Annotated in this window: 10 protein-coding genes; 6 read left to right on the top strand and 4 right to left on the bottom strand. The window is 53.4% G+C overall.

The window, feature by feature from the left end:
• Positions 1–138: 138 nt before the first annotated feature.
• Positions 139–1,002 carry a polysaccharide deacetylase family protein gene (locus tag FH871_RS12690; protein WP_138991798.1) on the bottom strand — a complete coding sequence of 288 codons (864 nt, stop codon included), beginning with the start codon at positions 1,000–1,002 and terminating at the stop codon, positions 139–141.
• A 535-nt stretch (positions 1,003–1,537) separates the two neighbouring features.
• Between FH871_RS12690 and FH871_RS12685 the strand changes: the two genes are divergently transcribed.
• From FH871_RS12685 to FH871_RS12670, 4 genes are all read left to right on the top strand, one after another.
• Complete coding sequence (locus FH871_RS12685; protein WP_138991797.1) at positions 1,538–4,633, top strand: SusC/RagA family TonB-linked outer membrane protein; 3,096 nt, start codon at positions 1,538–1,540, stop codon at positions 4,631–4,633.
• A 113-nt stretch (positions 4,634–4,746) separates the two neighbouring features.
• The gene (locus FH871_RS12680; RefSeq protein WP_138991796.1) at positions 4,747–6,207 is read left to right on the top strand and encodes a SusD/RagB family nutrient-binding outer membrane lipoprotein; all 1,461 of its coding nucleotides are present in this window, start codon (positions 4,747–4,749) and stop codon (positions 6,205–6,207) included.
• On the top strand, positions 6,204–7,478 hold the full coding sequence (locus FH871_RS12675) for a dipeptidase (protein ID WP_138991795.1): 1,275 nt from the start codon (positions 6,204–6,206) through the stop codon (positions 7,476–7,478). The genes FH871_RS12680 and FH871_RS12675 overlap by 4 nt, the downstream gene beginning before the upstream one ends.
• Before the next feature lie 155 nt (positions 7,479–7,633).
• Positions 7,634–8,542, top strand: a complete 909-nt coding sequence (locus tag FH871_RS12670) for a Nif3-like dinuclear metal center hexameric protein (protein ID WP_229317255.1) — start codon at positions 7,634–7,636, stop codon at positions 8,540–8,542.
• 109 nt (positions 8,543–8,651) lie between these two features.
• Here FH871_RS12670 and FH871_RS12665 read toward each other — a convergent pair whose 3' ends face one another.
• From FH871_RS12665 to FH871_RS12655, 3 genes are all read right to left on the bottom strand, one after another.
• Positions 8,652–8,834, bottom strand: a complete 183-nt coding sequence (locus FH871_RS12665; protein ID WP_138991794.1) for a hypothetical protein — start codon at positions 8,832–8,834, stop codon at positions 8,652–8,654.
• Positions 8,835–8,938: 104 nt separating this feature from the next.
• A complete protein-coding gene (locus tag FH871_RS12660; protein ID WP_212768224.1) occupies positions 8,939–10,342 on the bottom strand; it encodes a sialate O-acetylesterase in 1,404 nt (467 codons plus the stop codon).
• 73 nt (positions 10,343–10,415) lie between these two features.
• On the bottom strand, positions 10,416–11,813 hold the full coding sequence (locus FH871_RS12655) for a sulfatase (RefSeq protein WP_138991792.1): 1,398 nt from the start codon (positions 11,811–11,813) through the stop codon (positions 10,416–10,418).
• A gap of 129 nt (positions 11,814–11,942) precedes the next feature.
• Between FH871_RS12655 and FH871_RS12650 the strand changes: the two genes are divergently transcribed.
• A complete protein-coding gene (locus tag FH871_RS12650) occupies positions 11,943–13,112 on the top strand; it encodes a S9 family peptidase (protein WP_138991791.1) in 1,170 nt (389 codons plus the stop codon).
• A gap of 424 nt (positions 13,113–13,536) precedes the next feature.
• On the top strand, positions 13,537–14,670 hold the full coding sequence (locus FH871_RS12645; protein WP_138991790.1) for an FAD-dependent oxidoreductase: 1,134 nt from the start codon (positions 13,537–13,539) through the stop codon (positions 14,668–14,670).
• The last annotated feature ends 8 nt before the right edge of the window (positions 14,671–14,678 follow it).

The raw sequence follows: 14,678 nt of genomic DNA, 5'->3' as shown, positions 1-14,678 counted from the left end.
ATCAATGCATGAAGGGAGGTGGACCGCCCGGCAGTCGTTCAATACGGTTCTCTACCGGTAAATACGCGGGAATGCATCTGCCTGTTGCAGATGTTACCAAATTTTGGTTAAAGGATTGATTTTCCCCGAAGCCTGGATCTATTTCCGCAAATCCCGGTATCCAATCAACTGAATGCCTTTGGCCTTGATGAGCGCTTTGACCCTGGGGCTGGTCCAGGCGTCGGTGACGCCCTGGCGGTCGACGGCCACCTGCTCATACCCAATGTGGTGGATAGCCCGGAGTTCCGGCGTGTCGAGACCGGGATGATCGACGAACAGGTAGGTTTTGCCGGGTTCCAGGCTTTCGAGCATTTTGGAGAAGCTTTCAATCTTCTCTTCCGAGGTCATGTGGGCGCCCAGATAACCGACGCCCGTCACACCCCAATCCTGCATGTTCCGGTCGAGGATCAGGAGGTTGTATTCTTTCGCCAGCTTCAGAATCAGGGCTTTCACATCATCGCCCATGCCGGTGCATCCCATGTGACCCGAAACATGGCTGATGCGGGGAATCTTTTTCAGGCCCATTTCAATCTGGGCCCGAAACTCTTTTTCAACGTCCTCCAGTTTCCAGTCGTTCTCGACCAGTGCGCGTCTGGGGTAGTTTTTGTTTGGATAAATCATGGGATAGAAATACCCGTCGGCGTCGCGCAGGCTGGGGCAGTCCGAAACGGGCCGCCACTTCACATTGTCCCACTCGCTGGTCAGCGCCAGGTGAATGCCTACGTCGACGTCCGGAATGCCTTTCAGCATCTCGACGGCTTCGGGAAACCAGGGCGAGGGCACAATCACTTCGATGGACGATTCGATGCCTTCTTTGTAACATTTCACCAATGCTTCGTTGCCCGCATGCGAATACCCCATGTCGTCACCCCGAACGATCAACCGGGGCGGTTTGGGTTGGGCGAAAGCCGTATACAGACTAAAAAGCAGGAATCCGGGCAGAAACAGGCAGTTTTTTTTCATCGCTCAGGGGCTGAATTCTATAAAGCCGGATTGCCCTGGCCTATACTGATTCTCCCCCGGAATTAACCGCCCCTGGCGATTCCTTCTCTTCGCCAGAATCGATCCTCAACGTTACTTTTCCAGCCCAAACATGAAGATTCTACCCTGCTGGACCAGGAAAAAAGACCTTTCGGTCTACTTTAAATAATTACATTATTTAACTAACTAAAGAAACTACACAATAAAATTAATATAATTATATACACAATCTTCTATTTATAGGTATATTATTCCAGTTAATTCAATATTTTGAATATAAATTTTAATTATTCAGATATTTTTAAAATATTATTTGGTTAAATTACAACTATTCAATTACATTAGATTTTTAATAATTTTAATATATATGACCAAAATCAGCTTAATTTTTAACCATTTTTTACAAAAAATATATAATGTTACCAGATTTACTTTAGAATACGCACTTTATTATTTTTAGAATTTACAGCCAGAAAACCAAAATAGTTCTATTTCACTTCATTAATCACCACTCTCTATGAAAAGAGTTTCTACCTCATGTTATGTGCTGTTTGCCCTGCTGCTCAGTTTGGCCAGCTATGCACAGGACCTTACCCTGAAAGGACGGGTGACCTCCAAAAAGGACGGTGGCGGCCTTCCCGGTGCCAACGTATTGATCAAAGGCACGGACCGCGGAAGTACGACGAACGCGAATGGTGAGTTTACGCTCAACGCCCCCGCCAATGCAACGGTCATTGTCTCTTTTATCGGTTTCAAACCCATCGAAATGGCCATCGGCAGCAAAACTTCCATCGATGTGGCCCTGGAAGAGGATGCGGCACTGCTCGGTGAAATTGTCGTAACGGCCCTCGGCATCACCCGTGAAAAGAAAGCCCTGGGCTATTCGGTTCAGGAGGTAAGCGGCAAGCAACTCACCCAGGCCCGGGAGACGAATCTCGTCAACGCCCTGTCTGGCAAAGTGGCCGGGGTTCAGGTGACCAACTCCAACGGCGCACCCGGTGCCTCCTCGCGGATGGTGATCCGGGGTGCCAGCTCCATCGGAAGCAACAACCAGCCGCTGTTCGTGGTCGACGGAGTTCCTATCGACAACGGCAACTACGGCTCTTCGACGGCGGTGGATTATGGCAATGGTGCCGGATCACTCAACCCGGATGATATTGAATCGGTTAGCGTCCTGAAAGGTCCCAGTGCGGCCGCCTTATACGGTTCGCGCGGAGCCAACGGCGTGGTGCTGATCACGTTGAAAAGCGGAAAAGGAGGCCGGGGCATCGGTGTTTCGGTCAACTCCAATACGGCTTTCGACAGCCCGTTTCGCCTGCCGGAATGGCAAAATGAATATGGACAGGGTGGAAAAGGGCTGTTCTCCTACGTCGATGGTCGGGGCGGTGGTGTCAACGACGGCGTCGATGAAAGCTGGGGGCCTAAACTGGATGGCCGGTTGTTGCCCCAGTTCGACTCGCCCATCGGGGCCGATGGCAAACGGACGCCCACGCCCTGGGTAGCCCATCCCGACAACGTCAACCAGTTTTTTGAAACCGGCCGGACGTTGACCAACAACGTTTCCGTAACGGGTGCCAGTGACAAAGGTGATTTCCGGCTCTCGTTCACCGACCTGAACCAAACCGGCATTCTGCCCAATACCGACTACAAACGGCGGACGGTTTCGCTGAATGCGGGCTGGAATCTGACCAAAAAACTGAGCATCCGCGCCACCGGAAACTACGTGAAAGACGGCAGCGACAACCGCACCAACTGGGGCCTGTATTTCATCTGGTTCGGGCGGCAGGTCGACATGGAAAAACTGAAACAGTATCAGGCTCCGGGCAGCATTTATCAGAACAACTGGAACTACAATTACTGGACCAACCCCTATTATCAACTCAATGTGAGTGCCCGCGAAAACGAGCGCGACCGCCTGTTTGGCAACCTGGCCGCTACCTACAAATTCACGCCCTGGCTCACACTGACCGCCCGTACGGGAACGGATTTCTACGAAGACCGCCGGAAAACGAAGAATGCCGCCCGGACCTCCAACCTGTTCGACAGCTACAACGAAGAGCAGATTTATGTGCAGGAATCGAACTCCGACTTCCTGCTGAACGCCACGCATAAATTCGGCGAGTTCGATGTGACGGCCAACATCGGCGGAAACCACCGCAAAAACTTCTACCAGCGCAACTACATGGGAGCTACGGAGTTGGCCATTCCGCGCGTCTGGAACATGGGGAACTCCCGCCAGCGGCCGGTAACGGAAAACTCCTACAACCAACGCGTCATCAACAGTGCCTACGCGTCGGCCAACATTGGTTTCCGGAGTTACCTGTTCGTGGATTTGACCGCCCGGAACGACTGGTCGAGCACCCTGCCGTCCAATAACCGCTCGTATTTCTACCCCTCGGCTGCCGTCAGTGCGGTATTGACCGATATGTTCAATGTGAACTCGTCGGTGCTGTCGTTTGCCAAAATCAGGGGCGGTATTGCCCGCGTCGGGAACGACACCGAGCCGTTTAACCTGCTGCAAACCTACGCCTACGCCAACGCCTGGGGCAGCACGCCGTCGCTGGCCGAAAGCAACGCCATGCTGAACGCCAATCTGAAACCGGAAATCACGAATTCGTACGAAATTGGGGCGGAAGTGAAACTCTGGAACAACCGCGTGGGCGTAGACGTGACGTATTACAACAAACAGTCGTTCAACCAGATTCTGAACGTCAACATCTCCAACGCAACCGGTTTTTCCTCCAAGCTGCTGAACGCGGGACGGCTGGAAAACAAAGGAATTGAACTGCAACTGTCGGCCACGCCGGTGAAAACCGGTGCGTTTCAATGGGATGTTGTCCTGAACTGGGCCCGCAACCGCAACAAGGTGCTGGAACTGGCCGAAGGGCTGACGACGTATACGCTGAACCCGACCACCAACATCCGCGGCATGGGCGTTGAAGCCCGCATCGGTCAGCCCTACGGCACTTTCTTCGGACAAGGCTTCCTGCGCGACCCGAACGGCAACATCGTTTACAGTGGTGGTGTGCCCCAAATCGACCCGGTTCGCCGGATTCTGGGCAACTTTACCCCGAAATGGATTGGCGGCATCCAGAACACCTTCACGTACAAAGCCCTCTCGCTGAGCACCTTGATCGACATCAAGCAGGGTGGTGACATTTTCTCGCAATCGATCAACATCGGTCGCTACACCGGGGTGTTGAAAGAAACGACTTTCGGTCGGGAAGACGGCATCATCGGCGAGGGCGTTAAAAACATCGGAACTGCGGCCGAACCCAACTACGTGCCGAACGATGTGCGGGTTTCGTCGGAAGAGTGGCACCACAAATACTACTCACTGACCAACAATGAAGGCACCATTTTCGATGGCAGTTTTGTCAAACTGCGGGAAGTTCGGTTGAGCTACGTCCTCTCCGGTCAGGTGTTCAAACGCCTGCCGTTCCGGGACATCTCGTTCTCGATCGTGGGCCGGAACCTGGCGTTGCTGCACAGCAAAGTACCACACATCGACCCGGAAACCAGCTTTTACAACGACGGAAACCTGCAGGGCATCGAAAACGGCCAGATTCCCACCACCCGTTCCGTTGGCTTCAACATCGGCTTCAACCTGTAATCAGTTTACGGTTTTCGGTAAACGGTTTTCGCCGGGCCGTCGCTACGGTGGGCTAACGCACAAATAAGGACGCGTCAGCCAACCGTAAACTGAAAACGCCAAACCAACATATCATGAAACGCAACACTTTTTCATTCCGCTATAAAGCCGCTGTGGCCGCGCTCTTTTTGAGCATGTCGGCCTGCACGGAGAATTTTGATGACCTCAACACCAACCCCAACAACCCGACGGTAGCCTCCGCCGACCTCTTCATGCCCCACGGTATTCAGAGCGCGGTCGATGTATACTGGGGCGGTTCGCTGGGGCAGGACATTGGCTCCGGCATTTCGCAGCACTGGGCCCGGATTCAGTATACCGACGTCGATCAATACACGATTTCGAACGACATCATCAGCAATAGCTGGCGCGATTTTTACATCGAATCCCTGGCTGACTACCAGCGCATTCACAAGATCGGGACCGAAACCGGCAACACGAATTACCAGGCAGTCGCTGTCATTCTGCGCTCCTGGGTGTTTTCGTTGTTAACGGATATTTACGGCGATATTCCTTACAAAGAAGCAATCATGGGATTGGAAGGCTCGCTTCAACCGAAATACGACGCCCAGAAAGACGTCTACGCCGGTTTGGTGGCCGAACTGAAAGGGGCCAGTGACCTGATCGACGTGACCGACAAAAGCAAGGCCATTGCGGGTGACATTCTGCTCGCTGGTGACCTGACCAAGTGGAAGAAATTTGCCAATTCGCTCAGTCTGCGCCTGCTCAACCGGATGTTGAGCAAATCCGACGCGCCCATCGACGTGAAAGCCGAAATTACCCGGATTCTGAGCGATCCCGCCAAATACCCGGTGCTGGCTTCCAACGCCGACAACATTCAGTTGAACTACCTGGCGGCTGTTCCCAACAACAATCCGATCAACGAAAACCGCAAAACCCGCGATGACCACCGCATCAGCGCAACCATCGTCAACAAGATGCTGGCGTTGGGGGATGCGCGGCTGGCGGTGTATGCCGACCGACCCGCCGACGGGGGTGAATACAAAGGGGTTCCGAACGGTTTGTCGGCGTCGGATGCCAATGCCCTGGGTTTGTCGAAAACCTCGAAAGTTGGGGCGTATTTTACCAGTGCAACGGCGCCGGGTGTCATCCTGAGCTACGCCGAACTGCTGTTTATCAAAGCGGAATTTGCCTACAAAGGCATCACCGCAGCCGGTACGGCGGCCACGCTCTACAACAGCGCCATCACCGCGTCACACGATCAGTATAAACTCACGGTTTCACCGGCTTATCTCACGGCCAATGCCATGAAAGACGGCGCTGCGGGCTACACCCAGTTGATGGAACAGAAGTGGATTGCGCTCTACGGGCAAGGTCTGGAAGCCTGGTCGGAATACCGCCGAACCGGCATCCCGACGCTGACGGCACCCGCCCTGAACACCAACAACGGAGTGGTTCCCACCCGCTTACCCTATCCCGGCTCGGAGGAATCCCTGAACTTCACCAATTTCAATGCTGCGCTGAAAAGTCAGGGAGGACAAAACGACAAGAAACTTAAACTCTGGTTTGCGAAATGAAAAACTGGCTATTCCCGACCCTCCTTGCCTGTCTGGCAACCGGCGTGCTGCCCGCATCGGCCACCGATGATGACAAAGCCCTGCTGAAAAAAGCGAAGAAAATCCACGAAAAAGCGTTTACCGTGGATACACACGCCGACACGCCCATGCTGCTGTCACGCGGGGGTTTCGACGTCACGAAGGAAAACGACGCCCGCACAACCAACAGCAAAGTGGATTATCCGCGCATGAAAAAAGGCGGTTTGGATGCCATTTTCTGGGCGGTTTATCTCGGACAGGGACCGCGTACACCGGAAGGACACGAAGCGGCCAAACAGAAAGCCCTCGGCATCTTCGATGCGGTTCATGCGACGCTCAAAAGCACGGCTTCGGAAGCGGAACTGGCAACGACACCGCAGGATGCCCTCCGAATTGGTAAAACCGGGAAGCGGGCCATTTTTATCGGCGTGGAAAACGGCTATCCGATGGGGCATGATGTGTCGATGCTGAAGAAGTTTTATGACCTCGGTGCCCGCTACATGACGCTTTGCCATTCGAGCAACAATGACATCTGTGATTCCTCAACCGATCCGAAAGGAGCCGAATACCAGGGTCTTAGCCCGCTGGGTGAGCAGGTTGTTGCGGAAATGAATCGACTCGGCATGATGATCGACGTTTCGCACGTTTCCGACTCCACGTTTTACGATGTCGTCCGGCTGTCGAAAGTCCCCATTATTGCCTCCCACTCGGGTGCCAAAGCCGTTTGCGATCATCCCCGCAACCTGACCGACGACATGCTGAAAGCACTGGCCAAAAACGGGGGCGTGGTGCAGTTGAACCTCTTGAGCGATTACGTAAAAACCATTCCGCCCAGTCCAGAGCGGGAAGCAGCCCAGAAAGCCATGCTGGAAAAGTGGGGTGTGAAAGACCGCCGGTCGATGATGGGCGCCATGAGCAAACTGTCGGAAGAGGATCAGAAGAAAATCCGCGCTGATTTCATGGAACTCAACCAAAAATACCCGGTGCAACTCGCTACGGTGAAAGACGCCGTCGATCACATCGACCACATCGTGAAACTGATCGGCATCGACCACGTGGGCATGGGAGCCGACTTCGACGGCGGTGGCGCCCTGGCCGACTGTTTCGATGTCAGCCAGTATGAAAACTTCACGATCGAGTTTGTGCGTCGCGGGTATACCAAAAAGGACATCGAGAAAATCTGGAGCGGCAATTTCTTCCGGGTCATGAAAGCCGTTGAAAAAAGTGCCCCGACAGAAATGATTGGAAAATAAAGCAGTCTTCTCTTTGGAACAAACCGTCTTTCTTAACCTAAACTTCCGAAATGCCCCGCTGCAAAGTGGGGCATTTTTTATGACGCATTCGCCCGAAATGTCCGCAATTTTGGTTAAGCTTGCCGTGGCACAAGCGTTCAAAAACAACCGAAGCCATGATGACCCCGGAAAAACCAGGACGAAGAGAATTTGTCGGCACCCTCACCAAAGCATCGCTGCTCCTGACCCTACCAGGCAGTACGCCCACAAACGGTTTTTGGCAACCCGCCGAACCCGTTACGGTGGGTCAGGTCATGGAGTTGATTCTGAAAACCATTCCGAACGCCCCCTTTCCGAAAACCGTCGATACGCTGAAATCCGGCACGGCGGATCAGAAGGTGACAGGTATCGTTTCCACGATGTTTGCTACCACGGACGTCATTGAGCAAACCGCCCGGCTGGGCGCCAACTTCATCATCGTCCATGAGCCAACCTTCTACAACCACGCCGACGAAACCGACTGGCTGGCGAAAGACGAGGTGTTCAAACGGAAACACGATCTGCTGGCGAAACACGGCATTGCCGTCTGGCGGTTTCACGACTACTGGCATTCGCACCGCCCCGACGGCATCCGGATGGGTGTGGTGACGGCCCTCGGCTGGGAGAAGTTCATGGATGCCGGCAACCCGCGGATGATCACGCTCCCCGCGCCCCTGCCGTTGAAGCAGATTATTACCCACGCAAAAGAGAAACTGGGCATCGTGATGATGCGGGTGGTGGGCGATCCGGCGCAGTCGTGTCGGCGGATTTTGCTCATGCCGGGTGCTTCGGGGGGACGAAGCCACATCCTGGCAATTCAGCAGGACAAACCGGATGTGATTCTGTGCGGGGAAATCAGCGAGTGGGAAACCGCCGAATACGTCCGGGATGCGCGCCAGCAGGGTCAGAAACTGTCCCTCGGAATTCTGGGACACATCATGAGCGAAGCGCCGGGAATGCAGTGGCTGGTACCCTGGCTGCAACCGAAACTGCCCGGAATGAAGATTACGTATATCGATTCCAAAAATCCGTTTACGTATCTATGAAAGGAATGTAAAATAGTAAATGATGAATGTTAAATATCTAAGTGGTCAGGTGCTCTGGAAACACTTATACATTTAACATTCATCATTTACTATTTTACATTCACGTATTTCAGATAAAACTATCGTCAAACTCGTCAACGACGGTCAGGTCATTCACGTCGAACCATTCTTCTGAATCGTCATCCAGTCGGCAGAGAACCTGCGTTTCTTCTTCGTTCAGGCTCGAAACCGTCAGGGTATGGCCGTTGTTGACGCTTGCATCCGCATGTTTTACCGTGTCTCCGTAGTGCATAAAATTCTTGATCGCTTAGTACCAACTGGTTTTGTTTGCTTAATTTACAAACAAACAAGTCGATTCATTTGTTGAAAATCCCGAAAGCACTTATATCCCCATTCCTATGGCTTCGGGGCAGAAATTAACCCCAAATCCCACGCATCCGTGCGAAACGGAATCACCGGCAGCCCTTCCTTGCTAAAGAGGTTTGGCACCGGGGCATCGCGGAATGCAAACCGCACTGCCACCGGATTTTTGATGTTCTCGGCCCAAACCTCCAGCGTATTTCCTTTGATGCGGGCCTGCGCTTTCGAAAACACTTTGTCGGCTTCCGCAATTTCCAGCTCGGCAATGTCTGTTCCCTTGGCGATCAAGCCGTTGGGCGCGTGGTCGAACGTAATCCGGATTTTATTGCCGTCCACCTGCATCGAACGGTATTGCGGACTTTTATACAATCCCACATTCTGGCCGTAGGTTTCCGCCAACGCCCATTTAGCCAGCCGGTTGCCCACTTCTTTTTTATAAGCCGGGTGAATATCCTTCAGGTTGTCCACCAGATCCGTTGTCACGATCATGCCGGATTTCGGAATATCCATCGCCTTCGTCTGGCTTTCCCGCGTGGCTGCGGTCTGGTATTTATCGCCGTAGGTATATGGAGCAATTTGGACGTAATAGAACGGAAAATCCTTTTGCCAGACGCCCCGCCAGGAGTCCACCAGCGCGTGCGTCAGTTTGTAGTAGGCCGAGGCATCGTGGCGGTTGGCTTCGCCCTGGTACCAAATTACGCCCGCAATCGGAAACGAGGTGATCGGTGCGGCCATGCCGTTGTAAAGCACGCCCGGTTTATTGGGTGCCCAGGGGGCTTTCGGCATCGTTTGGGCCGACCGGCGGGTTTCCGGGTAAAGCATCGCGATGGGTTCCGGCACCCAGGAATCCATGAACGAACCGCCCCACGACATATCGATCAGACCGATGGGAACGTTCAGGGTGTTCTGTAGTTTCTTCCCGAAAAAATAACCGACCGCGCTGAAATACTTCATCGTCAGCGAATCGCAAACCGCCCAGTTGCCCCGAACATCAACCTGGGGTGAATCCGCGGCCCGTTTCGGAATTTTGAAGAACCGGATGTTGGCATTGAACGCCGTTGGCAACTCGGCGCGGGCATCTTTTGCGCCCCCGCTCGCCGTCATTTCCATGTTCGACTGCCCGGAACAGAGCCACACCTCGCCAATCAGGATGTTGGTCAATTCAACTTTATTATAGCCATTGATCGTGATTGTGTAGGGTCCACCGGCTTGGGGGGTCCGCAGACTCACCTTCCAGATGGCATTGTCGGTGCAGGTGGTGCTCACCGGCCGGCTTTCCCAACTGGCCGAAACCGTCACCTTCTCCGTCGGATCAGCCCAGCCCCAGATCATGATGTCGGTCTGCTGTTGCAGCACCATGTTGGAGTTTAAAATAGACGGCAAGGTGACATTGGCCCAGGAGGTCGTAGCCAGCAATACGAGTGCGAGTATCTTTTTCATGCGGTTCATCAAAGACGGTTCAGGAAGTTCCTTTCAGGATCGCAAAGTAAGTGGTATTCCGCCATAAAACCGTCTATTTCTCCACAATGGCATCCAGCAAGGGCGCTACCGGCACCACCCCCGCCCGGTGTTTTTCATACTCCTTTTTCAGCTCCGCCAGAATTTCGGGGTGTTTGCGGCCCACCTCATAGCGTTCGCCGGGATCTACTTCCAGATTATACAGCAGCGCCGGGTCGTGCGGCACCGGGGCTTCCAGCGAGTACGACGGATGGGTGGTAAAATGGGCCTTCCAGGGACCTTTGCGAATGGCGTACAACCGGTCGGAATCGTAATAATACACCAGATCGGTCACCTTGTCCTTTTGGCCGGTCAACAGGTCTTTGATGTTCTGCCCATCCAGCGCCTGATCGTGCGGCAGTGGCACCTTAGCCAGGTTCAGGATGGTTGGAAACAAATCCATCGACGTCGCCACGGCGGACGACACGGTGTTGGCTTTCACCAGGCCGGGGCCCCAGACGATGGCCGGGACGCGCATCCCGCCCTCGTAGGTTGACCCTTTCGCTTCAAACAATGGCCCCGCCGAACCGCCTTCTTCTTCCAGGCGGTTTTTGATCAGCCACGGGCCATTGTCGCTCAGAAAAACGACGAATGTGTTTTTATCCAGCTTCAGATCCTTCAGCTTTTTCAGAATCTGCCCCACACTCCAGTCCAGTTCCTCGACCACATCGCCATACAAACCGCGTTTGCTCTTGCCCCTGAAATCGTCCGAAGCATACAACGGCACGTGCGGAAACGGGCTGGCATAGTACATAAAAAACGGTTTTCCCTGGTTCGTCGAAATAAATTTCAGCACCTCGTCAGTGTACCGTTTGGTGAGTAATCGCTGATCCGGTTCCGTTTCGATCACGGTATTATCCCGGTACAAGGGCAAGGGCGGATTGTTAGTCAGGGGAATGGTCAGCGTCGGAATGGGGCCAACCTTCCCCATGTCGTTTGAATATGGAAGTCCGAAATACGAATCAAAACCGTACTGCAAAGGCAGAAACTCCGGTTTTGAACCCAAATGCCATTTTCCGACGATACCCGTTCGATAGCCTTTGCTTTTCAGGGCTTTCGCAATCGTCATTTCGCTGTGCGGCAACCCGTTGGCCGAGTTGGGGAAAAAGACCGCCCGCCTGCCGAAAATCCCGTTCCGAATCGGTAAGCGCCCCGTCAGCAGAGCCGCCCGACTGGGTGTGCAGACGTTAGCGGCCACGTAAAACTGCGTAAAGCGGGTTCCTTCAGCGGCCATCCGGTCCAGGTGGGGCGTTCGAATGGTCGGGTGACCGTAGCAACTCAAATCACCGTACCCCAGATCATCCGCCAGAATGATGATAAAGTTGGGTTGTTTGGCCGATTGCGCCCTGCCATTATACAAAGTCGATAGTACCAGTAGAGAAAATATACCTGCGGTTTTGAAAAAAGACGTCATGAAGGTTTCGGTTTTGATTCGAACCGCAAATAAACGGTTTTAAACGTGATTAGTCCACGGGAAACCGCATCTTATTTTGTCTCCATTCCAAAAACATTTACTTTAGCACAACCCTAAATTCAACCTGAAATGCGATCTTCGTTTGCTGCTCTTTCGTTGCTCTCCCTCCTTTCCCTGCGCGTGGTTGCCCAACCGAATCCCGACCGGCCCGAGTTGCGGCAGGGTGCCTATTTTAGTGAACCCGACGGTGCAAAATCCCTCCAGAATTGCGCCTTGGCGTATCATGACCGGGCTTCCTGGGAAAAACGGGCGGCTCAAATCCGGCAGGGAATTCGAGACGGTCTGAAACTCCCGGAAAAACCGGCCTTTGCCCCGCTCAACCCCATTCGCCACAGCCTGCGAAAAATGGCTGGCTATACAGTTGAAAACGTGGCGTTTGAAAGTTTACCCGGTTTTTATGTAACCGGAAATCTGTATAAACCGGTTGGAATAAACGGTAAAACGCCCGCCGTTCTTTGCCCGCACGGCCATGTTGCCAATGCCGACGCCCGGTTTGTGGAACAGACCCAGCAACGCTGCATCACGATGGCGAAAATGGGTGCGGTAGTGTTCGTGTACGATATGTTGGGCTATGGCGATTCGAAACAGTGCAGTCACAAGCTCCCGGAAGCCGCCAAATTGCAGACGCTGAACAGCATTCGGGCGCTGGATTTTCTGACCGGTTTGCCGGAAGTCGATCCTGAACGGGTGGCGGTTTCGGGCGAGTCCGGCGGAGGAACGCAGACCTTTCTGCTCACGGCCCTGGATTCGCGCGTGAAGGTTTCGGTGCCGGTTGTGATGGTTTCGGCGCACTTCTTCGGGGGTTGCGTTTGCGAGAGTGGCATGCCCATTCACAAACGCCCGACCCACGAAACCAACAACGTTGAGATTGCCGCCCTGGCCGCTCCCCGCCCCATGATCATGATTTCGGACGGTGGTGACTGGACCAAAAACACGCCGAATGTTGAATTTCCGCACGTTCAGCGCATTTACGGCTTTTACAACGCCAAAAACCGGGTCGAGAATGTTCACCTGCCGAACGAAAAGCACGATTTCGGCCCTTCCAAACGAACGGCGGCTTACCGCTTTCTCGCCCTGCATCTCAAGCTCGATTTGAATAAGGTAATGAAAGACGGCCACATCGATGAAAGCCCGAATGTGCTGTTAAAACCGGCTGATTTGCAGGTTTTTACGGACGCCAATCCGCGCCCGGCCAACGCGGTAGTCGGTGATGAGGCCGTGATGGCGTTGTTGAAGTAATGTCACTTACGAACCAGATGGTCTATGCGTAAGATTTTCAAAGCGCGCTCGCGAGAGGACATACCAAGGAACGAAAAATGTATTGGTGGTCAAAGTCGTCCTGACCATATAGGTTACTGCCGTCAATTTTATCAACCTACCGGATTTAATTAAAATAAAAAAGCAGTCGGCAGACCACAGGATTTGCTTGATCTGGAAAATTTGCCCAACGACTGAAACCACAACCTCCCCCAAATAGGCCAATTCTAAAAATAAATAGGATATATCATCGATAATACCAAAAGTATATTTTGATATTTCGGAATTTATAGTATATTTATTCCGGCCGCATAGTTCTCTTTTCAGATAGCCTGATCTGGTTATCTTTCCGTTTCATCATCACTCAATCAAACCAACAACCGGGCAATTCGTCCGGTCTGCGACTATGAACCGTCGACATTTTCTTCACGCGGCCAGTCTGAGCTCGCTCGCCCTGGCCTCCGGCGTCTCATCCTGCGCCCCCCGCCTGAGTGCTACGGCAAACCAACCCCTGCACCGCGTTCCGAAGCTAAAACTCTCGCTGGACCGGATTGTGAAAGAAACCGTGGGACTTCGGCCTTTCCGGGCATCCGGCCCCCGCATCGCCAGGGAAACACTGGGCAGCAAAACCCTGGTTCACAACTACGGCCACGGCGGCAGCGGCTGGTCGCTGTCGTGGGGAACCGGCAATCTGGCCCGCGAACTCGTCCTGTCGACCGGGGAGAAAAAAGTGGCGGTTTTGGGATCGGGAACGGTGGGACTGGCTACGGCCCGCTTGTTGCAGGAAAAGGGCTGTGAAGTTACCATTTACACCAAAGACCTGCCGCCCAATGTGACGAGTAATCTGGCAACTGGCACCTGGTCGCCGGCTTCCCGCGTGTGTGACCCCAAAGTGGCTACGCCCGAATTTCACGCTTTGTGGGAAAACGCCACGCGGTTTTCGTTCCGGCGGTTTCAATTTATGCTTGGATTAGACGATATTGTGTCGTGGGTCGACGAATATGGGGTCAGCAACGAACCGTTCCGGCAACAAACGGACCCGGCCATCGGCGGTGAGGTCTACCATCTGGCCGGATTGATTCCCGAGCGAAAAGAGCTGACACCGAAAGAACATTCATTTGGGGCCAAATACGTTTCCTGGCGGTCGAGCATGATGTTCAATATTCCGAGTTACCTCCACCACCAACTCAGTACATTTATCATGCTGGGGGGAAAACTCAAGGTGCAGGAGATCAAAAAACTGGAAGATATCGACGCCCTGCCCGAAATGTGCGTCGTCAACTGCATGGGGCTGGGTGCCAAGGAAATCTTCAATGACGAGGAATTGACGCCGATTTCCGGACAACTCGCCTGCTTGATTCCGCAGAACGAGGTAACCTACAAGCTCAACGCCCGGGGTGCCAGCATCATTTCGCGGAAAGACGGAATTTACCTGGGGGGCAACGGATTGGTCGGCAACTGGGATACGACACCCAAACGGGAAGTAACCGAAAAGTTTGTCGATACCATTCAGCAGGTCATGAAGGAAATGAGAAGTTAGTAAATGCC

The sequence above is a fragment of the Larkinella sp. C7 genome (genome assembly GCF_006149005.1).
In the GTDB taxonomy this organism is placed as follows: Bacteria; Bacteroidota; Bacteroidia; order Cytophagales; family Spirosomataceae; genus Larkinella.
The sequence above is the reverse complement of the archived record's forward strand: the minus strand, read 5'-3'. Positions and strand labels throughout refer to the sequence as shown.

Excerpts from the sequence above, each read along its gene's own strand:
- FH871_RS12650 (WP_138991791.1), top strand. The coding sequence starts at position 11,943 with ATGCGATCTTCGTTTGCTGCTCTTTCGTTGCTCTCCCTCCTTTCCCTG.
- FH871_RS12690 (WP_138991798.1), bottom strand. The coding sequence starts at position 1,002 with ATGAAAAAAAACTGCCTGTTTCTGCCCGGATTCCTGCTTTTTAGTCTG.
- FH871_RS12645 (WP_138991790.1), top strand. The coding sequence starts at position 13,537 with ATGAACCGTCGACATTTTCTTCACGCGGCCAGTCTGAGCTCGCTCGCC.
- FH871_RS12665 (WP_138991794.1), bottom strand. The coding sequence starts at position 8,834 with ATGCACTACGGAGACACGGTAAAACATGCGGATGCAAGCGTCAACAAC.
- FH871_RS12660 (WP_212768224.1), bottom strand. The coding sequence starts at position 10,342 with ATGAAAAAGATACTCGCACTCGTATTGCTGGCTACGACCTCCTGGGCC.
- FH871_RS12685 (WP_138991797.1), top strand. The coding sequence starts at position 1,538 with ATGAAAAGAGTTTCTACCTCATGTTATGTGCTGTTTGCCCTGCTGCTC.
- FH871_RS12675 (WP_138991795.1), top strand. The coding sequence starts at position 6,204 with ATGAAAAACTGGCTATTCCCGACCCTCCTTGCCTGTCTGGCAACCGGC.
- FH871_RS12670 (WP_229317255.1), top strand. The coding sequence starts at position 7,634 with ATGATGACCCCGGAAAAACCAGGACGAAGAGAATTTGTCGGCACCCTC.
- FH871_RS12655 (WP_138991792.1), bottom strand. The coding sequence starts at position 11,813 with ATGACGTCTTTTTTCAAAACCGCAGGTATATTTTCTCTACTGGTACTA.
- FH871_RS12680 (WP_138991796.1), top strand. The coding sequence starts at position 4,747 with ATGAAACGCAACACTTTTTCATTCCGCTATAAAGCCGCTGTGGCCGCG.